General features: G+C 67.9%; 19 protein-coding genes, 1 tRNA gene and 1 pseudogene. 15 read left to right on the top strand and 6 right to left on the bottom strand.

Going from position 1 to position 23,265, the window contains the following annotated elements; genetic code table 11:
* Positions 1-32 precede the first annotated feature (32 nt).
* From ACIBVN_RS23720 to ACIBVN_RS23705, 4 genes are all read left to right on the top strand, one after another.
* Positions 33-950 carry a LysR family transcriptional regulator gene (locus ACIBVN_RS23720; protein WP_397139682.1) on the top strand — a complete coding sequence of 306 codons (918 nt, stop codon included), beginning with the start codon at positions 33-35 and terminating at the stop codon, positions 948-950.
* Positions 917-1,945: a chorismate-binding protein gene (locus ACIBVN_RS23715; protein ID WP_397139680.1), complete on the top strand. Its 1,029-nt coding sequence runs from the start codon at positions 917-919 to the stop codon at positions 1,943-1,945. Before ACIBVN_RS23720 ends, ACIBVN_RS23715 begins: the two co-directional genes overlap by 34 nt.
* Positions 1,942-2,772, top strand: coding sequence for an aminotransferase class IV (locus ACIBVN_RS23710; RefSeq protein WP_397139678.1), 831 nt, complete (start codon positions 1,942-1,944; stop codon positions 2,770-2,772). Before ACIBVN_RS23715 ends, ACIBVN_RS23710 begins: the two co-directional genes overlap by 4 nt.
* A 288-nt stretch (positions 2,773-3,060) precedes the next feature.
* Positions 3,061-3,861 carry a hypothetical protein gene (locus ACIBVN_RS23705; protein ID WP_397139676.1) on the top strand — a complete coding sequence of 267 codons (801 nt, stop codon included), beginning with the start codon at positions 3,061-3,063 and terminating at the stop codon, positions 3,859-3,861.
* A 53-nt stretch (positions 3,862-3,914) separates the two neighbouring features.
* On the opposite strand, the gene ACIBVN_RS23700 is transcribed toward ACIBVN_RS23705, so the two are convergent.
* Positions 3,915-5,312 (bottom strand): LVIVD repeat-containing protein, encoded by a 1,398-nt coding sequence (locus ACIBVN_RS23700; protein ID WP_397139674.1) that lies wholly within the window; start codon positions 5,310-5,312, stop codon positions 3,915-3,917.
* Positions 5,313-5,392: 80 nt separating this feature from the next.
* On the opposite strand from ACIBVN_RS23700, the gene ACIBVN_RS23695 reads away from it, so the two are divergent.
* On the top strand, positions 5,393-6,004 hold the full coding sequence (locus tag ACIBVN_RS23695) for a DUF305 domain-containing protein (protein ID WP_397139672.1): 612 nt from the start codon (positions 5,393-5,395) through the stop codon (positions 6,002-6,004).
* A gap of 4 nt (positions 6,005-6,008) precedes the next feature.
* On the opposite strand, the gene ACIBVN_RS23690 is transcribed toward ACIBVN_RS23695, so the two are convergent.
* Complete coding sequence (locus ACIBVN_RS23690) at positions 6,009-6,425, bottom strand: SsgA family sporulation/cell division regulator (RefSeq protein ID WP_103958541.1); 417 nt, start codon at positions 6,423-6,425, stop codon at positions 6,009-6,011.
* Positions 6,426-6,906: 481 nt separating this feature from the next.
* Here ACIBVN_RS23690 and ACIBVN_RS23685 point away from each other — a divergent pair.
* Positions 6,907-6,981: transfer RNA gene (locus ACIBVN_RS23685), tRNA-Val, on the top strand.
* Positions 6,982-7,035: 54 nt separating this feature from the next.
* Here ACIBVN_RS23685 and ACIBVN_RS23680 read toward each other — a convergent pair.
* Positions 7,036-7,512 (bottom strand): tyrosine-type recombinase/integrase, encoded by a 477-nt coding sequence (locus ACIBVN_RS23680; protein ID WP_397139670.1) that lies wholly within the window; start codon positions 7,510-7,512, stop codon positions 7,036-7,038.
* Positions 7,513-7,820: 308 nt separating this feature from the next.
* On the opposite strand from ACIBVN_RS23680, the pseudogene ACIBVN_RS23675 reads away from it, so the two are divergent.
* Positions 7,821-8,003: pseudogene (locus ACIBVN_RS23675) on the top strand (transposase); the annotation flags it as partial.
* 231 nt (positions 8,004-8,234) lie between these two features.
* On the opposite strand, the gene ACIBVN_RS23670 reads toward ACIBVN_RS23675, so the two are convergent.
* Positions 8,235-8,672, bottom strand: a complete 438-nt coding sequence (locus tag ACIBVN_RS23670) for a hypothetical protein (protein WP_397139669.1) — start codon at positions 8,670-8,672, stop codon at positions 8,235-8,237.
* Positions 8,673-8,862: 190 nt separating this feature from the next.
* Here ACIBVN_RS23670 and ACIBVN_RS23665 point away from each other — a divergent pair, with 190 nt between their 5' ends.
* The 5 genes from ACIBVN_RS23665 (at position 8,863) to ACIBVN_RS23645 (ending at position 15,467) form a co-directional block, all read left to right on the top strand.
* On the top strand, positions 8,863-9,405 hold the full coding sequence (locus tag ACIBVN_RS23665; protein ID WP_397139667.1) for a hypothetical protein: 543 nt from the start codon (positions 8,863-8,865) through the stop codon (positions 9,403-9,405).
* 1,525 nt (positions 9,406-10,930) lie between these two features.
* A complete protein-coding gene (locus ACIBVN_RS23660) occupies positions 10,931-12,187 on the top strand; it encodes an alpha-L-fucosidase (RefSeq protein ID WP_397139666.1) in 1,257 nt (418 codons plus the stop codon).
* Positions 12,188-12,202: 15 nt separating this feature from the next.
* Positions 12,203-13,669: an ABC transporter substrate-binding protein gene (locus ACIBVN_RS23655; protein ID WP_397139664.1), complete on the top strand. Its 1,467-nt coding sequence runs from the start codon at positions 12,203-12,205 to the stop codon at positions 13,667-13,669.
* 2 nt (positions 13,670-13,671) lie between these two features.
* A complete protein-coding gene (locus ACIBVN_RS23650) occupies positions 13,672-14,559 on the top strand; it encodes a carbohydrate ABC transporter permease (RefSeq protein ID WP_397139662.1) in 888 nt (295 codons plus the stop codon).
* Positions 14,560-14,567: 8 nt separating this feature from the next.
* Entirely contained in the window at positions 14,568-15,467 is a 900-nt protein-coding gene (locus ACIBVN_RS23645; RefSeq protein WP_397139661.1) for a carbohydrate ABC transporter permease, read from the top strand.
* A 21-nt stretch (positions 15,468-15,488) separates the two neighbouring features.
* Here ACIBVN_RS23645 and ACIBVN_RS23640 read toward each other — a convergent pair whose 3' ends face one another.
* Positions 15,489-18,281 (bottom strand): BTAD domain-containing putative transcriptional regulator, encoded by a 2,793-nt coding sequence (locus ACIBVN_RS23640; RefSeq protein ID WP_397139843.1) that lies wholly within the window; start codon positions 18,279-18,281, stop codon positions 15,489-15,491.
* Between ACIBVN_RS23640 and ACIBVN_RS23635 the strand changes: the two genes are divergently transcribed.
* The 3 genes from ACIBVN_RS23635 (at position 18,231) to ACIBVN_RS23625 (ending at position 22,482) form a co-directional block, all read left to right on the top strand.
* Positions 18,231-18,593 (top strand): hypothetical protein, encoded by a 363-nt coding sequence (locus ACIBVN_RS23635; RefSeq protein WP_397139851.1) that lies wholly within the window; start codon positions 18,231-18,233, stop codon positions 18,591-18,593. The two genes, ACIBVN_RS23640 and ACIBVN_RS23635, sit on opposite strands and share 51 nt — an antisense overlap.
* Before the next feature lie 10 nt (positions 18,594-18,603).
* Positions 18,604-20,193: a phospholipase A2 gene (locus tag ACIBVN_RS23630; RefSeq protein ID WP_397139659.1), complete on the top strand. Its 1,590-nt coding sequence runs from the start codon at positions 18,604-18,606 to the stop codon at positions 20,191-20,193.
* Between the two features lie 75 nt (positions 20,194-20,268).
* Complete coding sequence (locus ACIBVN_RS23625; protein ID WP_397139658.1) at positions 20,269-22,482, top strand: S8 family serine peptidase; 2,214 nt, start codon at positions 20,269-20,271, stop codon at positions 22,480-22,482.
* Positions 22,483-22,595: 113 nt separating this feature from the next.
* Here ACIBVN_RS23625 and ACIBVN_RS23620 read toward each other — a convergent pair whose 3' ends face one another.
* Positions 22,596-23,102 (bottom strand): hypothetical protein, encoded by a 507-nt coding sequence (locus ACIBVN_RS23620; RefSeq protein ID WP_397139656.1) that lies wholly within the window; start codon positions 23,100-23,102, stop codon positions 22,596-22,598.
* Between the last annotated feature and the right edge of the window lie 163 nt (positions 23,103-23,265).

Below are 23,265 nucleotides of genomic sequence, written 5' to 3'. Positions count from 1 at the left end.
CATTCCACAAACGACTAGATTGCATACCAGCCATGCTTAACGTGAATGCCTTTGACGCCGGCACGCTGCGGCTGTTCCACGAGGTCGCCGAGAGCGGCTCGATCACCGCCGCCGCCGAGCTGCTCGGATACACCCAGTCGGCGGTCTCCCGCCGCGTCGCCGCGCTGGAGCGCGCCGCAGGAGGGCCGCTCTTCGAGCGGCTGCCCAGAGGGGTACGCCTGACGCCCGCCGGCGCCGTCCTGCACCGCCACGCCGCCGCCGTCCTCGACCGGCTGGAACGCGCCGGCGAGGAGCTGGCCGCCATCCACGGCGGCGGGGGCGGGACGCTGCGCGTGGGCGCGTTCGCCACCGCCAACGTGGGTCTCGTCCCAGAGACGTTCAAGCGCTTCGCCGAGCGCCGTCCCGGCGTCGAACTGCGCCTGGTCGAGGGCCTCACCGCGCGGCTGATGGAGCGGCTGCGCTCCGGGGCGCTGGACGTGGCCGTGATCAGCGACTACCCCTCCGGGCTGTCCGCCTACGGGACGCCCACCGTCCTGCTGCATGAGGACCGGCTGCTCGTCGCGCTGCCCGCCGGGCACCGGCTGGCCGGCGACGACGACGTGGACCTGCGCGACCTGGCCGACGAGAGGTGGATCGAGGCGGCGCCGCGCGGGCAGCCCACGTTGCTGCAGGCCGCGTGCGCGGCCGCCGGGTTCGCGCCACGCAGCGGGCTGCGGGTCGGCGAATGGTCGGGCAAGTTCGGGTTCGTCGCCGCCGGGCTGGGGGTGACGCTCGTGCCGGAGCTGGCCGCCCAGGCCGTACCGCCCCATCTGGTGCTGCGCCCGCTGCGCGGGATGGCGCCGGCACGCAAGGTGTACGCGGCCCTGCCCGAGACACCACTGCCCGCCGCGCTGGAGCTCGTCGAAATGCTGGGAGAATGGAAGGCGTGTACGACGGCTTCGCCTATTTAGGCGGTCAGCACGCGACCGGGCTGCGTGACGTGACCTCCGACCTGGCCGCGCTCGACGGCGAGGGCTGGTGGGCCGTGGTCGTCGACTACGAGGGCAAGGTGACGTGCGCCCGGTTCGACCGGGTGCGGCGCTCGCCCCTGCCCGCGCCCGCCGCTCCCTGGCACGGGCCCCGGCCCGGACAGTGGCGCAGCTCACTCGACCGGGCCGCCTATGAGCGGGGCGTGCGCGCCATTCGCGGCTACATCGAGCAGGGCGAGGTCTACCAGGCAAACCTTTGCCGGATTTTGACCGCTCCCGTCCCGCCCGACGCCGACCCGCTCGCCCTGGCCGCCCGGCTGGCCGCGGGCAATCCGGCGCCGTACGCGGCCGTCATCCAGGTGCCCGGGCTCAGCGTGGTGTCCGCCTCGCCCGAGCTCTACCTCTCGCGCGACGGCGACACCGTGGAGTCCAGGCCCATCAAGGGCACCGGCGAGACCGCCGGCGACCTCCTCGACAAGGACTACGCCGAGAACGTCATGATCGTCGACCTCGTCCGCAACGACCTCGGCCGCGTGGCGGCCGTCGGCTCGGTCGAGGTGCCGTCGCTCTGCGCGGTCGAGGAGCACCCCGGCCTCGTCCACCTCGTCTCCACCGTCCGGGCCAGATTGGCGCCGGGGGCGGGCTGGCCCGAGCTCTTTGCCGCGACTTTCCCTCCCGGGTCGGTCACGGGCGCGCCGAAGTCGTCGGCGCTGCGCATCATCAATGAGCTCGAACCAGCACCTCGCGGGCCTTACTGTGGGGCCGTGGGCTGGGTCGACGCCGACCGTCGCCAGGCGGCGCTGGCCGTGGGCATCAGAACATTCTGGATCTCGGGGCTGGCCCACGGCACGGCTGAGATCCGGTTCGGCACGGGAGCCGGCATCACCTGGGGCAGCGACCCCGGGCGCGAATGGCTCGAGACCGAGCTCAAAGCAGCCAGGCTCATCGCACTGGCATCCACAGGAGGAACTGAATGAACATCCCTGTCTGGGTCAACGGCGAGCTGCTCGACCCCGCGCAGGCCAGCGTGTCGGTCTTCGACCACGGGCTCATGGTCGGCGACGGCGTCTTCGAGACGATCAAGATCGTGAACGGCCAGTCGTTCGCGCTCACCCGCCACCTCGACCGGCTCACGCTCTCCGCCCAGCGCATGGACCTGCCGGAGCCCGACGTCGAGGCCATCGCCGACGGCATCGCCAAGCTCCTGGCAGTCGCGCCCGCCTGGGCGCTCGGCCGCATCCGCGTCACCTACACCAGCGGCCCGGGCCCGCTCGGCTCCGACCGCGGCAACCAGGGCACCACCTCCGTCGTCATCGTGGACGAGCAGAAGCCGTTCCCGGCCACCGCCGACGTCGCCGTCGTGCCGTGGCCGCGCAACGAGCGCGGCGCCCTGTCCGGGGTCAAGAGCACCTCGTACGGCGACAACGCCAAGGCCCTGCTGTACGCCAAGAAGCGCGGGGGCGGCGAGGCGATCTTCGGCAACCTGGCGGGCAACCTCTGCGAGGGCACCGGCTCCAACATCTTCATCGTCCGCGACGGCCGCCTGCTCACCCCGACGCTGGAGTCGGGCTGCCTGGCCGGGGTCACCAGGGCGCTGGTGCTCGAATGGTGCGGCGCCGAGGAGGTGGACGTGCCGCTGTCGGCGCTGTACGAGGCGGAGGAGGCGTTCCTGACCTCCACGACCCGCGATGTCCAGCCGATCAAGCTGGTCGACGACACGCAGCTGCCGGTCGCTCCCGGCCCGATCACCACGAAGGCCATGCAGGTCTTCGCCGAGCGCTCCGCCACTGATCTGAACCCCTGAGTGAGATACTCTCCTGCCGCGCAACTGATCTTGTGAGGCGAGTGTGGCAGCCGATCCCCTCCGTGCCGGTGATCCCCCAGTAGTGGGGGAGTTCCGCATCGTGGGCCGCCTCGGGCAGGGCGGGCAGGGCGTCGTCTACCTGGCCGAGTCGCCTGACGGCGGGCAGGCCGCCGTAAAGGTGATGACCGGCGGGATCGACCGGGCCTTCGCGCGCGAGCTGCCGGTGCCTCCGTACCCGGCGGCCGCGAGTTGGATGCCGCCGGGCGAGGTGCGGCGGAGCGTGGGCGGATGGGGCGGCGGGCCGTACTGCTGGGACTGGGCACGGTCGCGGTCGCGGCGGCCACGACGGGCGGCGTGGTGTGGTGGCGCGAGGCGCGGCCCCAGTCGTCGGGCCGCGGCCCGTCACCGTCCACCGGAGCGAGCTCCACGACGCCGGAGGCGGTCAGCCCGCCGCCTGCCGTCGGGCAGGAGCTCGCGATCGCCATGGAGAGCGCGATCTCGGTACGGCCGATGGCGGACATGACGTTCGAAGGCGGGCTGACGCAGAGCAACTTCCATGCCACGGGCCACGGCCAGACCCGTTTCCGGCCCGAGGCGGGATACAGCGCGGGAAGTTGCGACTTCGCCATGAAGGTCACCGGCCCCGACGTGGACGCCATCGACGTGGTCGTCCTGTCGGCCGACGGCGCGGACGGCCTGTACATCAACGGCAAGCGCCTGGCGGAAGACGCCGAACACGACGCCCGGGGCTACATCGACATGATCACCATCATGTCCGGCCTCGGCGTGATCCTCGATCTCCTCGGGCACACGCCGCAAGTCAGCGGAGCCGCTCGCCGATACTCCGGCGGCCTGGACGCGGGCTCCGCGCCGCAGCCCATCAAGGAGCGGCTCGCGGAACCCGCGAACTGGAAGCTGAGCCGGCTCAAGGGGACCCGGATCAGCTGGAACATCGAGCTCGACACCGCGAACCGGCCCAAGAGCTTCACCCTGTCCTGGCGCGTGCCGGTCGGCGGTGAGGAGCTCGCCTCCACCTACGCCACGACATTCGACAGGTGGCGGCAGGGGGATGTCAGAGCCCCGGCGTAGGGCAGGCGCTCAGCCCCGGCTCTCTCGGGCGTGCCGCCGTCACGGTCGCGGCGTCAGTACGACTTCTGCGTCTGCACGTTGAAGTCGTCCATCTTGACCTGCTTGGCCGGGTCGGTGAGCGGGTCGTCGATCTCCAGGACGTCCAGGCCCTTGAGGATGTCGCTCGAGTAGATGTACCCGTTGTAGTAGTACGCCGACCAGGAGCCCGCGATGTTGCCGGTGCCGGGGACCGGGCCGCGTTCGAAGTAGCCGATCTCCTTCGGGTGGGCGGAGTCGGTGAAGTCCCAGATCGACACCCCGCCCTGGTACCACGACTGCACCATGATGTCCTTGCCCGGCACCGGGATCAGCGAGCCGTTGTGGGCCACGCAGTTCTCGTGCTCCTGCTGCTCCCTGGGGATCTTGAAGTAGCCGCGCCGCTCCAGCTTGCCGTTCACGATGTCGTACACGGCGTCCGCGCCCTTCGTGGCCGGTGTGTTGCGGTCGCACGTGGCCTGAGCGCCGCCGCCCAGCTCGTCGCTGAAGACGACCTTCGTGGCGTCGTTGTTGAACGTCGCCGAGTGCCAGATCTGGAAGTTCTCCGTGTCGGTGATCTGCTGGAGCACCTTCGGCTTGACCGGGTCGGAGATGTCGAGCAGCACGCCGTCGCCGAAGCAGGCGGCCGCGGCCAGCTTCTTCTCGGGGTACGCGGTGATGTCGTGGCAGCCGGAGGCGAAATCGGAGTGCTGGCGCTCGGGGAAGATATCCGGCTTCGCCACGATTTTTGCGGACTGAGGTGACTTTGTCGGGATTTCTACGATCTGGATGAGTTCGTGGGGCGGCGGGCAGGTCTTCGACTCGGGCTCGGGGCCGGGCGAGGAGACGTACACGTACAGCTTCTCCCCATCCGGGACCATCGTGTGCGTGTGCGAGCCGCAGTCGGTCCTGACCGCGCTGACGTACTTGGGGCTCTTCTTGTCGCTGATGTCGAAGATCCGCAGGCCCTCCCACTCGCGGCCGCCGTCGCCGGAGCCGCATCGCTCGCCGGCCTGCGGCTCGTCGATCGACAGGATGAGCAGGTCGCCGTACACGCTGACGTCGTTCTGCTGCGCCGGGCAGGCCACCTGGCTCACGATCCGGGGCTTGACCGGGTCGCTGATGTCGTAGATCGCGAACCCGCCGAAGTTGCCCACGTACGCGTAGTCGCCCTGGAACGCCAGGTCGGTGTTGAAGTCGTCCTCGCCGTTCAGCGGGGCCTTCCTCGGCATGTTGGCGACGAGCTTGACGTTGCCGCTCGTCATCACGTCACCGGTGGCCGTCGCCGAGGACGAGGATGTCGTGGATGGAGCGCTGGTCTCCTGCGTCGAGGTGGCGGGCGTCGGCGCCCCGGCCGCCTGCTGGTCCGCCGCGCACGCGGAGGTCACCAGCAGCACCGTACACAGCAACGCTCCGCGCAACGTGGCAGAGATCAACGCATATCCCCTTTGTCTCGTAGCTCACTATGGAAGCTATGCCAGGAGATTCGCGGCCGCGTACGGTCTTCATCACAGTTATGAGCACACTTGCCCTTGCCGCCTGCTCCCAGCAGCCCGCCGGACCCTCGCCAGTGGGGACGGAGGCGCCCGTCATCGTGCCGGGGAGTCCAGGCGCGCCGGGCCGCACCGCGACCCCAGGGGAGCGCCTCGGGCAGACACCGGGGGCGACGGTGGCCTCGGACGTGCGCTTCGCGGAGGCCATGATCCCACATCACCGCCAGGCCCTGGAGATGACCTCTCTGGTGGACGACCGCATGACCACGGCCTCCATCCGCTCGTTCGCCCGTCAGATCAGGGCCGCCCAGACCCCGGAGATCAAGGCCATGACCGGGTGGCTGGCCGAGCTCGGCCGCTCCGCTCCCGCGGCTCACACGCACGCGCAGGCGACGGCGTACGGCATGGCGACGGAGGACGAGCTGAACGCCTTGCGCGCGGCCAAGGGGACGGTCTTCGACCGCATGTTCCTGCAACTGATGACCAGGCACCACGAGGGCGCGGTGAAGATGGCGGGGGAGGAGCTGGCGACCGGCCGGGACCGGCGCATGCGGCTGCTGGCGAAGGACGTGTACTCGGGTCAGAGCATCGAGATCGCCCGCATGCGGAAAGTCTTGGAGACGCTGCCCGCCTAGATCCCTAGGACGGCCAGAGCATGTTGGTCAGCTCGGCGTCCAGGTCCATGTAGTCGGTTTCGCGTCCCGCAGGGACCTTCTCGTACGTGCGATGGAGGAACTCGGTGAGCGGCGCCAGCGGCACTTCGAAGAGCGCCTGCCCGAAAGGGGACGTGAGGCTGATATGGAGCGTTCGCTCGCCATCGGCCCTCGCGGGCCACACCTGCACGTCGCCGTCGCCGACACGCCTCACGATGCCCACGGTCAGCAACTCGCGGGCAAAGATCCACTCGACCGGTTCGTCGTTCCCTACGTGGAAGGCCATGCGGATGGCGTACGGATCGTCGGCTGTGTAACTCAGTCCGGCGAGCAGGGGGACGGTAGTACGGTCGGGGACCACAAGCCGAAGGCCAAGCTCGGCGGAGACGGTGGTGCTGTTCATCGTCAGCCAAACCTTTTCGTCGTAGGTCCCCTCTTCGGGGCTTTCACTGCTCTGACGGACTTCGTCCTGAGCTATGACGCGGAACGAAGAAACCCGTAGGAAAGATTCCGCTCCGAGGGCCTTCTGTAACGCACATCACAGCTGGACATTTAGGCATCTACCAGGCTAAACGGCATCAATCGGGTCGTATTTACAAGGGTTTTGCGTCTTGCGGAGCCTGTCCCGGCGCGCCGACCATGAACGTTTCTCGCCAAAAGATCACGCCCGATGCCAACCGGAACACGTCGATGGTATGCCACCGACCCGCCGTGCCGATGGGCAACCGCCGCGTTTCACCCGAATCCTTCCCCTCCGCCCTCGTCACGGCCCCGGCAACCCGCCCGAACCGCCCCTCCAGCCGCCGCCAACCGCTTCGCTTCGCCAGCAGGTGCCAGAGTGCGGTATGGTTTTCCCCGTCGGCACCGCAAGGAGCTGGCAGGGCGGGCGATTAGCTCAGCGGGAGAGCGCTTCGTTCACACCGAAGAGGTCACTGGTTCGATCCCAGTATCGCCCACCAAGGTCAAGGGCCACATCCCAACACGGGGAGTGGCCCTTTTGATCTTCCAAGTGACTAACTGAGTGACTGTCCTGCTCCATGGTCGTTACTTGGGAAGATCCGATCCATGACGGTCGCGCCATCCTGGATGACGGGTTTGATCTGGTGACGGTAGACCTTCTCGGTGACCGCTGAACCTCCGGCGTGGCCGATCAGCCGAGCGATGTTCTCGATCGGGACGCCGTCTGCTGACAGCAACGAGACGAAGCTGTGTCGCATCTCCCGCGGCGTCCAGTCGGTGCCGATCAGACCGGCTCGCGTGATCACTCGCCGGAACTCCCGGCGGACGTTGCCTGCGCTCATCTTGGTGCCGTTTCGGGTAGCGAACACCAGACGGGCCTGGTCGTCCTGGCTGGGCACGATCTCTCGGGCGCTCAGGTGCTCCCAGAAGGCGGCCAGGGCGTGAACACAGCGGTGGGGGAGCTGGAGCGTACGGCGCGATTTGGGGGTCTTGGTGTCCCCGCCGGCGCGGACCGACCGCCACACGTACACGGCGAGTCGTCATGGTCCCAACCGACCTAGGTCACCGGCCGCCACTCCTGGCGCTCCTTGTCGTAGGCAACGACGTGCGACCAGGCGAGCTCACGCCGTCGTGCAGATATCCATCCAAAGTACGTAAAAAAGACTGTCGCGTTCGGACGACGTATCGTGCCAATGCGCCATCAGACAGGATCAAACGCCCACTCAGTGCGTGTTGGAGAAGATCATTGATGTTCGGTGTGGCGGCGTGCCGAACGGCGCTGAGGTCGTCAGGGTGACCGGATGCCCCCGATCGCTACCCCTCAGACCTCACTGACGCGCAGTGGGAGCTGATCGAGCCCTTGCTGCCCGTGCCGAACACCGGAGGCCGCCCAGAGAAGCACTCCCGTCGAGAGATCGTCAACGCCATCTTGTACGTGGTGCGCTCGGGCTGCCCATGGCGATACCTGCCCAGCGACCTGCCGCCCTGGCAGACCGTGTACTGGTACTTCCAGCAGTGGTAACAGGTCGGTGTCACCGAAGCCTTGCTGGTCGAGCTGCGAGTCAAGGCACGCCGTCAGGTGGACCGGGAGGACGAGCCGTCAGCGGGCATCATCGACTCCCAGAGCGTCAAGGGCGCCGACACCGTCGGCCGCGACAGCCGCCGGTCCGGGTCGCGTAGATGCGCCACAGCAGGCTCGCCTGCGGCCGCCGCTGCGGCGGGATCGAGCGTCCGCTATACGGCCTTTCAATACCTACGCGAAGATCGAGACACCCGTGAAGGTCTTGGTGTTGTTGCACAGGGCGGTGCCCGGAAGGCAGCGCCGAGCCTTGATCACTACCGTGTCGGCGCCCTGCCGGGCGGCGACGGAGAAGCCGAAATCTCTGGTGCCCTTCTTCCGGCCCGCCTCCACGCGGCCGCCGGTGCCGCCGACTCTCTTGCCCGCTTTGTAGAAGCTGACCTCGACGACCGCCGTCCACAGATCCCGCTTGGTGTCGTTCACAGTGCCCGAGGCGGCGGCGTAGCCGTCACCGCACACTTTCCACACGTATTTGACATAACCGTGCTTGGTGTTGAGCTGGCTCCCACCGCCGTAGCAGCTCCGCGCGGCGGCTGTCGCCGGGGCGGGAGCCAGTGCGGTGAGAGCGACGGCGGCGGCGACGAGTGTCTTTAATCCGGAGATCTTTCGCATGATCGGCAGTTTAGGAGAACCGCTTGCAACCCACTGTCAGGCGCGCATCCGGCCACGAGGCCGGTGTCGGAGGACCTGCCAACGCCAACCGCGCTACATCTGCGACTGAATCCCGGAAGCGGGGTGAAAACCCTCACTGGTCCGTCCGGCGTGGCCGCCCGATGTCGGCCCGTGTCGATACGGTACGGCCGTGGCTGACATTCACGAACTCATGGTCGCGATGGACCTGCGTGGCGACCTGTCCGAGACCGAACTCGCCGAGTTGCGCTGGCACTTGGGTCTCGGCTCGCGGCCCGAGCACATCACCGAGGAGACGATCGTCGTCAATGAGGTTCTCGATCTGCTGCCCGACGAGCAGGAGCCGGTCCAGGATGAGAACGGCGACTGGGTGATCAAGGAGTTTCCGCAACCGGCGTGGGACGAAGGGGCGCCGTACGCGGCCTCCAAGATTCCCGGTGCCGGCTGCTCGATCCTGGTGCGCGCGGATGACCACGGCGACGAACGCTGGGCACTGACCTGCCGCTGGGAGATCCACCCCGACGGGCATGCCGGGGTGGCTGAGCTGATCGACTGGTTGGCCGTCCGGCTCCACAAGAACGAGTCCTTTTTCGGTTACCAGCGCTGGTATGAGGACGATGAGCCGGAGCTGCTCAGCGTCCGCGACGGGAAGGTTGTGACGTGTCGTGACGGCGCCTTCGTCCCGCCGTTCTGGGACGAACCTGACGCGGACTGAGCGACTCAAGGCGCCGGCGCTCGGTCCGGACCGAGCCTTCTCACCTGTGACGATGGCAACATCGGTTCGGCGCGCACCATCGAAAGCAACGGCGGTGTCCTGGAAGATGTGCGCAGCACCGACATCGGGGTCAAGCGCCGCTACTGGATTGCTCTTGATGATGCTGGTAACAGCCATTCATTGATGGCAGCGAGGAGGACGGTCGTCTCGTAGCGGACGGCGAGTTTGTTGTATCTCGTGGCCACGGCCCGATGCCTCTTGAGGCGGTTGATGACGCACTCGACGGCGTGGCGCTCCCGGTAGTCGATCTTGCCAAGCTTCGGAGGGTGCCCTCCGTTGGAACCACGGTTCTTACGGTTGCGGACGTGGTCCGCCTTGTCCGGGATGCTGCGGCGAATGCCTCGACGGTGGGGATATCCACGGTGGCTCGAATGGAGCTCGGCGGTCAGGCCGCCGGGGGAGCGTCCAAAGCCTTGGTCGTCTGGCTCGATGGCGACCCCCGGGCGGCTCCTTTGTGGATCCCCTTTCCGCGCACCGGCAGCGTGCTGGCTGGCAGATCCCGGCACGGCGCCCCGGTACGGGTCCGTCACCGTATCCCATTGATCCAACTGCCGCCGGGGACCAAGTCGGCGGACGCCCTGGCTTCTTACCTACCGGAAACAACGGCCTGCAGAACAGCGATCATCGGCCAGTGGCCCCTCGCCAGAGCCGCCCATCCCGGCATGGGTGACGAAGGCGTCCGTCTGCTCCAGGGTCGCCCGCTGGCGCGCGAAAGGCTCTGCCCTGGCCGCGAACCAGGAGCAGAGCCCATATCGTCAAGGCGCCATCGGATGAGTTCCTCGGCGGGGGGCTGCCCCCCGCCGAGGGGCGCCGGTTCAGTCAGATGTTGTGCGAGAAGTCCCCGCCGAAACCGGCGATGAAGACGTGGCTGTCGATCTGACCGGCGGTGAAGAACATCGAGATCCCACACCCCCAGTTGATGCCGTCGTGGCCTACAGGAAGGACGTTGTCCCCGCTCAGGCCGTGCGCGTGATCACCTTCGATCTTGAGACTTTTTGGGGGCCTCTCGGCGCGTCTGGGAGTTAGTGGAAGTCGATTGGGGGCCAATGTTCTTTGCGTGGGCGCCCTTGGTGATCATGTGCTGGAGCCCTGCTTCCGCCAGCCGCCAACGTGACCCCGCCTCGCTCGCAAGCCGGTGGCCGGACTGTCGTAGGGGCCGTTGGCCGATGCGACATGTTTCGCAACCCGCCGTCCCAATCAGCAATGGAAACATCGGATGTGATCGCGCCGTCGCGACACCCAGCAGCGTCGCATGGCCACCGTCGCCCGGTCGGCCAGTCCGCCCGTCCTGCATGGCATCAGCAGCCGAACCCGCCCTCTCGAGGCATCACGGCAGGAGCCGGGCCACTCAACCGACTTCCGACTCAAGAGCCTTGACCACATCCGATGTTTCGCCTACGTTACCCGCAAGTCGAGATGTGCGAAATATTTCGCAGCTCCCTATGCGGCAGAAGGTGCTACACCGATGTCAGATGCCCGTATCGAGGAATTCCGGCAGCGCAGGTTCGGCCTGTTCGTTCACTGGGGGCTCTACGCGCTGGCGGCCCGCCACGAGTGGGTCAAGCAGCACGAACGCCAGACCGATGAGCAATACCAGCGATACTTCGAGCGCTTCGACCCCGATCTGTACAACCCCGACGCGTGGGCGGAGGCCGCGCAGCGGGCAGGGATGCGCTACACCGTGCTGACCGCCAAGCACCACGACGGCTTCTGCCTGTGGGACTCGGCTCTGACCGACTACTGCGTGAGCGGCACGCCGTACGGCAAGGACCTGCTCGGTCCCTTCGTCGAGGCTTTCAGAGGCAGAGGGCTCGGGGTCGGGTTCTACTACTCGCTGCTGGACTGGCATCACCCGGACTTCCCGATCGACGGGCTGCATCCGGCGTACGTCGAGGGCGGCACGTTCCCTGACCGGGATGTCACCAAATATGCGGACTACCTGCACGGGCAGGTCGAGGAGCTGCTCACGCGCTACGGCCCCATCGACACACTGTGGTTCGACTTCTCCTACGCCAACCGGGTCAGGCAGGGCAAGCCGGTCTACGGCGGCAAGGGCAAGGCCGAGTGGCGCTCGGAGGAACTGGTGGACAAGATCCGCCGCCTCCAGCCGGACATCCTGCTCAACAACCGTCTGGAGGTGCCGGGCGACTTCACCACGCCGGAGCAGTTCCAGCCCCCCGGGCCGCTGTCGACGGTCTGGGAGGCCTGCCAGACGCTGAACGGAAGCTGGGGCTACCACCGGGACAACCACACGTGGAAGTCGCCCGGCCTGCTCATCCGCATGCTGATCGACTCGGTCTCCAAGGACGGCAACCTCCTGCTCAACGTGGGGCCCAACGGCCGGGGCGAGTTCGAGCCCCGGGCACTCGACACGCTGCGCGAGATCGGCGACTGGATGCGGCTGCACAGCCAGTCGATCCACGGCGCGGGGGCGAGCCAGTTCCAGGCTCCGGAGCACTGCCGCTACACCCAGCGCGGCGACCGGCTGTACGTGCACGTGTTCGCCTGGCCGTTCCGGCACCTGCACCTGCCTGGCCTGGCGGGCAAGGTCCGCTACGCGCAGCTGCTCAACGACAGGTCGGAGATCCGCATGTGGGCGCCCGACCCGAAGGTCGACAACGGGAACGTGAACCACTTCGCGATCCCCGAGGGCACCCTCACCCTCGAGCTTCCCGTGCAGCCGCCGGATGTCGCCGTCCCGGTGATCGAGCTCTTCCTCTGAAAGGCAACACCCCCCATGAACAACCCCCTGCGCGGCCTGGACACCACCGGACTGACCCGGCGCCAAATGCTCAGCCTCGCCGCCATGGCGGCGGCGGCCGTACCCCTCAGCGCCTGCGGGAGCGGCCAGCGCACCCGCCAGGCAGGCCCGACCACCTCGGCGTCGAGCAGCTCCGCGGTGATCAACCCGGACCGGCCGGAGAGCGCGCTGTTCCCCTACGCCGAGGCGGAGAAGCTCTTCGACTCGCTGCCGTGGCCCAAGACCAATGTGCCGGAGCCCACGTCCAAGGTCACCGTCACCGTCGCGATCATCCCGGGTCAGCGGCACGAGGTGCGGCACGCCCAGTTCACCAAGTTCTTCAAGAAGCTGCATCCGAACATCGAGATCAAGGTGGAGGTCACGCCGTTCGACGACTTCCGCACCAAGTACCTGACGGGCGCCGCCAGCGGCGTGCTGCCCGACGTGATGTACTCGCAGTTCCAGTGGGGGCAGAGCTTCATCAAGAGCAACCTGTACCTCCCGCTGGACGACTACATCGCGGCCACGCCCGGCTTCGACCGCGCCGACTTCTCCAAGGCGGCGCTCAGCTACTGGGAGCGTGACGGCAAGCTCTACGCGCTGGGCACCGACTCGGCGCCCAAGCTGCTCTTCTACAACAAGGAGCTCTTCGACAAGGCGGGCGCCAAGGTGCCCGACGCCTCCTGGACCTGGGACAAGCTCATGGAGGCCGCACGCGGGCTGGTGTCGGGCACGGGTGCGCAGAAGGTCTTCGGGTTCACGCCGGTGCCCAAACCCACCAGCGACCTCACCGCGACGTTCCTGCTCGCCCACGGCGGCCGCTACCTGACGGCCGACGAGACCAAGTGCGTGATCCAGGAGCCGGCCAGCCGCGACGTGCTCAAGCGCTGGATCGACCTGCTGATCAAGGACAAGGCGATGCCCGACCTGGCCGAGACGCAGGCGACGGCGAAGGTCGAGCCGTTCACGCTGGGCCGGGGCGCCTTGTACGTCGGCGGCGCGTGGAACATCGTCACCCTGCTCACCCTGCCTGCCGAGCAGCAGTTCGACTGGAGCCTGACGCACGTGCCCAGCGGTCCCGAGGGCCGGTTCACCCCGGTCCTGGGCAGTGCCTTCGGCATCACCAGCAAGACGCGCAATCCCGAAGCGGCGTGGATCGTGCTCAACTCCCTGCGCTCCTACGCCGGACACCGGTTCTTCCTCGACACCCCGCCGTCGCGGCTGTCGGCGTTCGAGGAGAACCTCCAGGCGCTCAAGCTCGACCAGGCCGTGATCGACACCACCAAGGAGTCGCTGCACGAGTACGGCACCAGCGACGGCGTGCTGAGGCTGCCCGCGACCCCCAAGCTCGAGGACCTGACCAAGCCGATCTGGGAGCGGGTCATGTCGGGGTCGCTCTCGGTGGACGAGGGGCTCAAGCAGGTCACCGAGCGCGTCACGCCGATGCTCGCGGAGAACGTCTGACCATGGCCGCCTCCCCGCTCGTCCGGCGCGAGGCCCGCCGGTTCCACCTGTTCGCCCTGCCGTGGGCCATCGGCTTCGTCTTCTTCACCGGCGGGCCCATCATCGTGTCGCTGGTGCTCAGCTTCACCCGCTACGAGCTGCTGTCGGCCCCGCAGTGGGTGGGTCTGGACAACTACGTCCAGCTGCTGCGCGACCCCGACTTCTGGGTGGCGACGAGGAACACGGTGTACTTCGGCGCCGCCTCCGCCGCGGCAGGTGTCGTCTACAGCCTCGCCGCGGCGCTGCTGCTCAACATCAAGCTGCGCGGGCAGGCGATCTTCCGCACGATCATCTACATGCCGTCGGTGATCTCCGGCATCGCCACCGCCCTCCTCTGGATCCACGTGCTCCATCCCGACTACGGCCTGGTCAATTACCTGATCGGCATGCTGGGCATGCAGGGGCCCGGGTGGTTGACCGACGCGAGCTGGGCGATCCCCGGTCTGGTCATCATGACGACCTGGACCACCGGCAACGCGATGATCATCTTCCTGGCGGGGTTGCAGGGCGTGCCCGCCTCGCTGTACGAGGCCGCGCACATCGACGGCGCCGGCTGGTGGAGCAGGTTCAGGCACGTGACCGTCCCGATGATGTCACCGGTCATCTTCTTCAACCTGGTCGTGGGGTTCATCGGCAGCCTGCAGGCCTACCAGCTCATCCTGTTCATGACCGACGGAGGGCCGGCCAACTCCACCCTGGTCCTGGGCCTGTACGTCTACCGCTACGCCTTCAAGTACTTCGAGATGGGCTACGCCTCGACGATCGCCTGGGCGCTGTTCTTCCTCGTCATCGTGTTCACCGTGATCCAGTTCGGGCTCGCGCGCCGCTGGGTCCACTACGAGGTCAAGTAGGTCACGAGATGGCAATCAAGGCCCTGCCGGCACAGGCCCGCCCGGTGGAGAACCGGCCCGTGGCCCCCGCCCAGGCCGAGCGGATCCGCCGGATCCAGCGTATGACGGCCTACGCGCTCCTCGTCCTGGCCTCGGCGGCCAGCCTGCTCCCGCTGCTGTGGATGCTCACCACCGCGCTCAAACCGCCCGGAGCCGTGCTGGAGTTTCCGCCGAGGTTCCTCCCCGACGTCTTCACCTGGTCCAACTTCCCCGACGCGTGGATGAGCCTGCCCTTCAACACCTTCCTGGTCAACAGCGTGGTGGTGACCACGCTGTCGATCCTGGGCAATCTCATCTCCTGCATCCTGCCCGCCTACGCCTTCGCGCGGCTGCGCTCGCGGGTGCGCGGCATGGCCTTCGCGCTGATGCTGGGCACGATGATGATCCCCGCGCAGGTGGTCATCGTGCCGAGGTTCCTCCTGTTCTCCAAGCTGGATCTGGTGGACACCTTCTGGCCGCTGTTCCTGCCCAACTTCTTCGGCACCGCGCTGTACATCTTCCTGCTCAGGCAGTTCTTCACCACGATCCCGCAGGAACTGGTGGAGGCGGCGCGCATCGACGGCGCGGGGGAACTGCGGATCCTCTGGCGGATCATGATCCCGCTGTCCAAGCCGGCGATCGCGACCGTGACGCTGCTGTCGTTCGTCGGGGCCTGGGGAGAGTACATCGATCCGCTCATCTACCTGCGCTCGACGGAGAACTACACGATCCCGCTCGGCATCTCGCTGTTCCGCGGCCAGTACGCCGACGACTACAACCTCATGATGGCGGTGTCCATGCTGGCCCTGATCCCGGTCATCGTGGTGTTCCTGGCGGCGCAGAAGTACTTCATCAGGGGCATCATGCTCACCGGCATTGCGGGAAGGTAGGAAACCTCGGCCTGCTTGAGATCACGAAAGTTCGGGCAAGGGCTGTGCGGGATGACGGCGGTGCTGGCTGTCGTGCCGCTCAGCCGGGTCGGCGGGGCGGACCAGCCGATCGAGCCTGATGTGCTCATGAACGACCGAGCCCCAGTCCTGCAGCCCCGCGAGCCTCGCCCTGACCCGCTGGACGTCGGGATGTTCGAGCTCCTCGAAGATCTGCAGCGCGTCGCCCCAGATGAGCCGGGCGGTCTCGCCCTCGCCCAGCTTCTCGTGGCTGTCGCCCAGCCGGGTGAGCGTCCCCGCCACGCTGCACAGGTCCCCCGCGTGCCGGAACAGCTCCAGGCTCTGCCGGTAGCAGTCGATGGCCTGCTCGTGCTGCTGGAGATGATGATGGATGTGGCCCAGGCTGTCCCAGGTCGCTGCCTGGCCGTGCAGGTCACCCGTCAGATACTGCAGGTCGAGCGCCTGCCGGCAGTAGGCGAGGGCCTTGGGATGCTCGCCGAGCAATGTGTGGTGCCAGCCGACCGCGTTGAGCGCCCTCGCCTGCCCGGCCTGATGGTTGGTCCGCTGGTAGAGGTCGAGCGCCTGCTCGGCGTGGCCGAGTGCCTCCCGGTAACGTGCCTGCCGTTCGAGCACTCCCGACATGTTCCCGTGCGTGTGCGCGGCGCCGGTGAGGTCGCCCAGGTCGCCGTAGAGCCGGAGCGCGGACTGGAAATGCCCGAGGGCGTCGTCATAGCGGCTCAGCTTGGTGAGAGCCCACCCGAGGTTGCGGTAGGCGTGCGCCTGTCCGATCCTGTCACCGGTACGGCGGGCGGCCTCCAGGCCCAATTCCTGGAGTCCGGCCTGTTCACGCCATCGACCCTGCCGGTCCAGAAAATCATTTAAAAGCCATGCAAGCTGCCATAAATGCGTGTCGAACCCTGACTGCGCGGCAAGGGAGACGGCCGCCATCAGGACCGGATGCTCGGCCTTGAACCATTCCCACGCCTGCGCGTGGTCGGTCGGCGCCGACAGGACGACCCCGGGCTGGGGCGGCGCCAGGACCAGCGGGTTCTGATGGACGTTGAGCAGCCGGGCCGAGTGGTGTGCGGTGTGCACGTAGTGGTCGAGCAGCCGGTGGAGGGCGGCCTGCCGTCCGGACTCGACCTCGTACGCGCTGGCGAGCTCGGCGGCGTAGGCCCGCAACAGGTCATGGAAGGCGTAGCGGCCATGAGCGTGCTGGGTGAGCAGGTGCGTGCGCGTCAGCTCGGCCAGCAGGGGACGCGTCTGGGTCAGGGACATGCCTATGAGGCTGGCGGCGGCCGGCGCGGTGATCTCGGGGCCGGGGTGGGAACCGAGCAGCCGGAACAGCCGGGCCGTGTCGGCGGTGAGCGCGTGGTACGACCACGAGAACACGGTACGGATCTGGGTCATCGGTTCGCCGCCGTCGAAAACGTCCAGGTAGGCGTCGTCCAGTTCGGCGACCAGAGCGGACAGCGAGACGTCGGGGTTGCTCGCGGCCCGGGACGCCACGATCGCGATGGCCAGGGGAAGTCTCGCGCAGCGGCTGATGATCTCCTCCGCCGCGTCGGCCTCCTCGACCACCCGGTTCGCCCCCAGACGCTTGGCCATCAGCTTGCGGGCGTCCGAGACGGGCAGCAGGTTGAGGAACAGCGGGTGGGCCCCTTCCATCGCCACGAGCCCGGACAGCTGGCTACGGCTGGTCACCAGGACCAGGCCGCCCGGCGAACCCGGCAGGAGCGGACGGACCTGCTCGGAGTCGCGGGCGTTGTCGAGGACGATCAGGACCCGGCGTCCGGCCAGCATGCTCCGGTAGAGACCGGTCTGGGCGGCCAGGCCGGCCGGCACCCGTTCGGCCGGCACGCCCAGCGCCTCCAGAAGGCTCCGCATCGCCTCGGCAGGGCTCACCGGCGATCCGGTCGGGTCGAAACCTCGGAGATTGACGTACAGCTGGCCGTCCGGGAAACGTTTACTGACGTGATGGGCCCAGTGCACGGCCAAGGCGGTTTTCCCCACTCCGGCGGCTCCCGACAACACGGTGACGACGACCGCGGTGGGCTGCTCGCCGGCGGCGGCCAGGATCGCGTCGAGCCGCTCCAGCTCGGGGTCGCGTCCGACGAACCCGTAGACGTCCAGGGGTAGCAGCGCGGGCGACACCGAAGCGGGCTCGGGCGAGGCGTTCAGAACCTGCCGGTGAACCTCGCGGAGGTATTCGCCCGGCTCTATGCCCAGCTCCTCGATCAGCACGCGCCGCAGTTCCTGGTAGACCCGCAGGGCCTCGGCCCGCTGGCCGGAGGCGTTCAGCGCCAGCATGAGCTGGCCGTGGAACCGTTCACGCAACGGGTGGCTGGCGACGAGGAAGCGCAGCTCGCCGACGAGCGAGGCGTGCCGGCTCAGGGCGAGCTCGGCGTCGACGCATTCCTCCATCATCTGGCACCAGGTGTCCTCCCATAACCGGACGTAGTGCGCCCGCAGCACCTCGGAGTCGATGCCGGTCATCGGTTCGCCTCGCCACAGGGCGAGAGCGTCCCGGAGCAGCGCGGACTGCTCGTGCGGGTTCATGGCCGAGGCGGCTTGGGCGGCTCGGGCGCGCAGGCGCTGGACCTGCGCCGTGTCCACGTCGCACTTGTCCACGTTCAGCAGGTAACCACCCGGCTGGGTGAGGAGGACCTGAGACGTCGCGAGGAGCTTGCGCAGGCGCATGACATGGCTGTGCACGGTTTCGCGTGCCGTCAAGGGCGGCTCGCCGTCCCATAGGCAGTCCACGAGGTGTTCGACTGGGACGACCTCGCCGAGGCGGAACGCGAGCGTCGCGAGGATGATTCGTTGTTTCGCGGACGTGACCGGTATCAGCAGGTCCTGGTCGTCGCGGATTTCCAGTGGGCCAAGCAGTTTGATCTTCACCGACTGCCCACCTTTCTCGTGTCATCGAGTTGCCAGCCGGATGCCAGAAACGCATGGCACAATTCAGCTTTTTTGCTGATCAATCACACAATGATCAGCCAAACCGGGCGCGTCAACCGGCCGGATCAATCAGTGCGGCAATTCCTGACAACCGGTGCCACCCAGCTGCCATCCGCCTGCCAGGCGGGGCGGCGACGATCTCGGAGGAACACCGAGAAGCGCCTGTGAGGAGACGACTTTGCGCAGGTTAACCTTAGCCACCGCGGTCGCGGCGGCCCTGCTACCCATGCTCGCCGCGCCGGCGGCAGCCGAGACCGTCGAGGAAGCGCCGACCGTCCCGGTCCAGGAGATCGGCCCCGGCCTCTACTTCCCCCAAACCAACACCTACGAGCTCCACGAAGAGGACGTGGCGGTGGGCGCGATCGGCCGGCGTCACGACGTGACCGTCGTGGACGGCGGCCTGGCCAAGCCGGCGACCGCCCCCGCGTCACGCCCCGAGCTGGGCGTCTTCGGACCGGGCTGGCAGGCCGACTTCCTCGGCGGCACGATCGCCCGCAAGCTGGAGGTCCAGAACGGCGCCATCGTCGTCACCGAGCTGGACGGCGGCGGCTCGACCCGCTACGGCCTGACCAGCAGCGTCTCCTTCCCCTCTGGCGGCGGCGTCCAGAAGTACGACGCCTCGAACGGCTCCAAGATCACGGAGACGACCAAGTGGGACGCGGCGGCCGGAGAGCTGCGCACCACGATCGTGGAGACCATCGCGTCGCAGCTGGCCACGGCGGACGAGGGCGACGACACCTTCGTGAACGACGGCGGCACCCCGTTCACCGCGGCCGAGCTGAGCCCCACCTACACCTGGACCAAGCTCGGCACCCTCCAGGGCGACAACTGGCGTGTCGCCGGTTTCGGCACCACTGCGTTCGGCACGAGCTCGCTGACCTACGACTCCGCCGGACGGATCAGCACCATCAAGGAACCGGCCGTCAGTGAGAAGCCGGAAGAGACGGTGACGCTCCACTACGCGACCACCACGACCGCCACCGCCGGCTCGTTCGGCGACTACGCCGGCCAGGTCAAGGAGATCACGCTCGTCTCCGGCTCCGAGGCGCCGAAGACCGTGGCCAGCTTCGACTACGACCTGTCGGGCTGGCTCCGCGCCACGAGCGACCCCAGCAACGGCACTCCCGCGGAGACGTACGCCTACGACGCGGCGGGCCGCCTGGACCAGATGAGCTCGCTCGACCTGGGCGGATGGGACCTGTCCTTCCCGGCAGGCAGCGCCGCCCCCGCGGCGTCCTCCACCGAGCCCGACCGCCCGAGCGCCGACGATCCCCTCGTCACCGGGCCCGCGTCCGTCGACGGGGCGCTGTCCTCTCCCACCTACTGCACCACCGCCACGCACTGGCTGTGGTACACGAAGCGGGGCTGCTCGTCCTGGGCCGCGCACTACGGCTGGCACAACCCGCAGTTCAAGAACACCCCCACCGGATTCCAGGTCGTCGGCATCAACCACGACCACTGCACGTCGTCGCCGGATCAGCCCCGGTACCTGTTCTGGAAGTTCGACTTCCGGGTGGCCTGTGACATGCACGACTACGGCTACGGCCTGATCGGGAACACCTACAAGGGCTACCGGTGGTACCTCGACCGCAGCAAGAAGTCCCAGGTGGACAACCTGTTCTACACCACGCTCGCCAAGAAGACCTGCCCCAAGTACGCGAAGCTCTCGCGGCCCGGCTGCCTCCAGCTGGCCGCCGTCTACCGGGTCGGAGTGATGCGCGGTAAGCCCAAGAACGGCGCGGACGCGACGAGGACGTCGCGGCCCTAGAGGCAAGTGACCCCGGACCGGATGGCGCGACCGTCATCCGGTCCCTTTCACGGAGGTCCCGGACAGCACGTCTCCGTGACCGCCGGCGCTCCCATCGGGCCGAGCGTGGTGCTGATGGTCATCACCTTGCCCACCTCGCTGCTGATCCTCCTGCCGCGTAAGGCGAATGCTGCCATGAAAAGCTCTCTGTGGTCCTTGGCCATCACTATGGCGTTAACCGTCCCGGCGCTCGTGGGCACCCCGGCCGCCTCGGCGACCCCGACCCCACAACCAACCGACATAGCTACAAAAGCCGTCGATCCCCCCGCCATCGATCCCGTACTGCGCAAGAAGACGACCGACAACCGCAAGGTCCGCGTCAACGTGCTCACCAGGTCCCGGGACCAGCTTCCCGCCGCGGCAGCCGCCGGAACGGCACTGAAGACCTTCTCCCGCCTTCCCGTGGTCACCATGCGGGTCGACGCGGCCGGCCTGGACCGCCTGGCCGCGCAGGCCGGCGTGGTGAGCGTCACCGAGGACGTCCCCGTCCCGCCGGTCCTGGCCGAGAGCATCCCGCTGGTCGGCGCCGACAAGACCAGGGCCGCGGGCCTGACCGGCGCCGGCGGCGCGGTGGCCGTCCTGGACACCGGGGTGGCACGCAGTCATCCCTTCCTCGCCGGCCGGGTGGTCGCCGAAGCCTGCTTCTCTCCCTCCGACGAGGAGTACGGCGCCTCCAGCCTCTGCCCCGACGGTGAGGACGAGCAGGAGGGCGCCGGAGCGGCCGACTCCGACCAGGGGCCGTGCGCGGCCGCCAACCTCGACTGCGACCACGGAACCCACGTGGCCGGCATCGCCGTGGGCAACGGCGCGAACGTCAGCGGAGCCCCGCCGGCCGGCGTGGCCCCCGGCGCTCAGCTGGTCGCGATCCAGGTGTTCAGCAAGTTCGACTCCGAGGACTTCTGCGGTGCGGGCGCCGCGCCGTGCGTGCTGAGCTTCACCAGTTCACAGCTCCTCGGCCTGGAGAAGGTCCTGGAGCTGAAGGAATCCGGCATCCCGATGGTGGCCGCCAACCTGAGCCTCGGCGGCGGCCGGTGGAGCGCGGCCTGCGAGACGGACGTCCGCAAGGAGATCATCGACCTCCTGCTGGAAGCGGGCATAGCCACGGTGGTCGCAGCCGGGAACAACGGGTACGGCGACGCGGTCACCGCCCCCGCGTGCGTCTCCTCGGCGGTCACGGTGGGCAGCACCACCGATGACGACGCCCTCTCCGGCTTCAGCAACCGGGGTCCTCTGCTGGACGTGCTCGCTCCCGGCACCGGGATCCTCTCCTCGGTCCCCGGCGCCAAGTGGGGCACGATGAGCGGCACCTCGATGGCCGCTCCGCATGTGACCGGAGCGCTGGCCGTACTCCGTCAGAAATTCCCCGGCGCCGGCATCGGTGAACTCATCTCCCGGATGACGTCCACGGGCAAGTCGATCACTTACACGACCGCCACCACTCCCAGGCTCAAGCTGGACACCGCCGCCCTCACCCAGCCGACTCCCACGCCCACCCCGACCCCCACCCCTACGCCGACGCCCACCCCGACACCGACGCCGACCGAGCCGGAGACCGGCCAGTGGCCTGACTACTACTCGAGCGCAGCGGACTACAAGATCCCAGACCCGGGTACCGCGGAATCCGCCATCCAGGTGAGCGGTCTGCTCGGGAACGCGCCGGCGTACGTGAACGTCTACGTCTACGTCAAGCACACCTGGGTGGGCGACCTCTCGCTCGACCTGATCAGCCCCGACGGCACGGTCCACTCGATGCAGGGACCCTCTTCCAGCGACGCCGACCAGATCGACGCGGCCTTCCGGGTGGACGCCAGCACCGTGGAGACGCCGAACGGGACCTGGAAGCTCCGCGTCACCGACGGCTGGTCCGGCGACGCCGGTGTCATCGACTTCTGGTCGATGGACTTCCCCTACTACGAGAACTGGGACGACCAAGACATCCCCGACCGCGACGTCGTCGAGTCTCTCATCACGGTCACCGGGTGGTACCCCGGCAACATCCATGACAAGGTGACGGTCTACGCGGACATCCATCACAGCTGGGTGGGCGATCTGAAGCTCGAACTGGTCAGCCCGAACGGCACGGTGTACAAGCTGCGCGCGGCGGACTCCAAGGACAGCGGCGACATCATCCATGAGACCTATCGCGTGGACGCGAGCTCGTCACCGGCGAACGGGACGTGGAAGCTGCGGGTGGAGGACGTCACCGCAGGCGACACGGGTTACATGGACGGGTGGTGGCTCAAGTTCTGATCCCACGGTAGCGGGCTTCTGCCGGGCGGCGCTGTCGCAGCCCGGCAGAAGCCCGCTCCCCCGTGGCGGGCGGGTTGCTGATGAGCGTGGCCCCGTCCAGGACGAGCCACCCCTCATGGGCCAGGATGAGGCTGCATGCCGCCTTGCTGCATGCCGCCCTGGTGCGTGCCGCCTTGCTGCGTGCCGCGGTCGCGAATGCGCTCCAGTGTTTCCTCTCGCTCCCTGACCCCCGGACTCCTGAAGTCAACCCACGACTTCAGTTCCCTCTTCAGCTTCCGCCAATTCTGTTCCCGCACGGTTCTGTCCCGCTGCTCAAACCACTTCCGCATGTGCTCCTTATGGAACTTGCGCCGGGCCTCTCGATCCTCCCGAGCCTGTTGCGTGCATTCGCCGCGGTGGCACGCGCTCATCTTGGGCGTGTCATCGTCGCCGTGTTTCCGATGTCTGCGCCGGTCAGGTGGATCCAGCATGGTCGGGCCGGTGGTGACGGATGACACCGTTATGGACGGTTGTGACATCCGAGCATCGGCCGCGTTCGCCGGCACCGCCGCGGCGCCTCCCGCGATGGCCGCCGACATGGCGACCAGCGCCAACTGCCGTGCGCAGGTGGTCGTGTGCATGCGCCATCACTTCTTCGGTGCCTGGCGGGGAGCCTCTGCCGCACGAGACAGACCAGATTCCGCGCTCAAGGGCCGGCACTCCGCCAGGCGGATATGTGTGGGGACCGCCTTCCGTAACGCGCGGAGACGGCGCCGTCCTCGTGTCGGTCCTCGTACATGAGAC

The organism is Nonomuraea sp. NPDC049400 (assembly GCF_044466425.1).
Classification (GTDB): Bacteria; Actinomycetota; Actinomycetes; order Streptosporangiales; family Streptosporangiaceae; genus Nonomuraea.
This window is presented reverse-complemented; position numbering and strand designations above follow the sequence as displayed.

What these genes read in the sequence shown, in the direction of transcription:
- ACIBVN_RS23720 (WP_397139682.1), top strand. Translation starts at nt 33, where the DNA reads ATGCTTAACGTGAATGCCTTTGACGCCGGCACGCTGCGGCTGTTCCAC.
- ACIBVN_RS23715 (WP_397139680.1), top strand. Translation starts at nt 917, where the DNA reads ATGGAAGGCGTGTACGACGGCTTCGCCTATTTAGGCGGTCAGCACGCG.
- ACIBVN_RS23710 (WP_397139678.1), top strand. Translation starts at nt 1,942, where the DNA reads ATGAACATCCCTGTCTGGGTCAACGGCGAGCTGCTCGACCCCGCGCAG.
- ACIBVN_RS23705 (WP_397139676.1), top strand. Translation starts at nt 3,061, where the DNA reads ATGGGGCGGCGGGCCGTACTGCTGGGACTGGGCACGGTCGCGGTCGCG.
- ACIBVN_RS23695 (WP_397139672.1), top strand. Translation starts at nt 5,393, where the DNA reads ATGAGCACACTTGCCCTTGCCGCCTGCTCCCAGCAGCCCGCCGGACCC.
- ACIBVN_RS23690 (WP_103958541.1), bottom strand. Translation starts at nt 6,425, where the DNA reads ATGAACAGCACCACCGTCTCCGCCGAGCTTGGCCTTCGGCTTGTGGTC.
- ACIBVN_RS23670 (WP_397139669.1), bottom strand. Translation starts at nt 8,672, where the DNA reads ATGCGAAAGATCTCCGGATTAAAGACACTCGTCGCCGCCGCCGTCGCT.
- ACIBVN_RS23660 (WP_397139666.1), top strand. Translation starts at nt 10,931, where the DNA reads ATGTCAGATGCCCGTATCGAGGAATTCCGGCAGCGCAGGTTCGGCCTG.
- ACIBVN_RS23655 (WP_397139664.1), top strand. Translation starts at nt 12,203, where the DNA reads ATGAACAACCCCCTGCGCGGCCTGGACACCACCGGACTGACCCGGCGC.
- ACIBVN_RS23650 (WP_397139662.1), top strand. Translation starts at nt 13,672, where the DNA reads ATGGCCGCCTCCCCGCTCGTCCGGCGCGAGGCCCGCCGGTTCCACCTG.
- ACIBVN_RS23645 (WP_397139661.1), top strand. Translation starts at nt 14,568, where the DNA reads ATGGCAATCAAGGCCCTGCCGGCACAGGCCCGCCCGGTGGAGAACCGG.
- ACIBVN_RS23620 (WP_397139656.1), bottom strand. Translation starts at nt 23,102, where the DNA reads ATGCACACGACCACCTGCGCACGGCAGTTGGCGCTGGTCGCCATGTCG.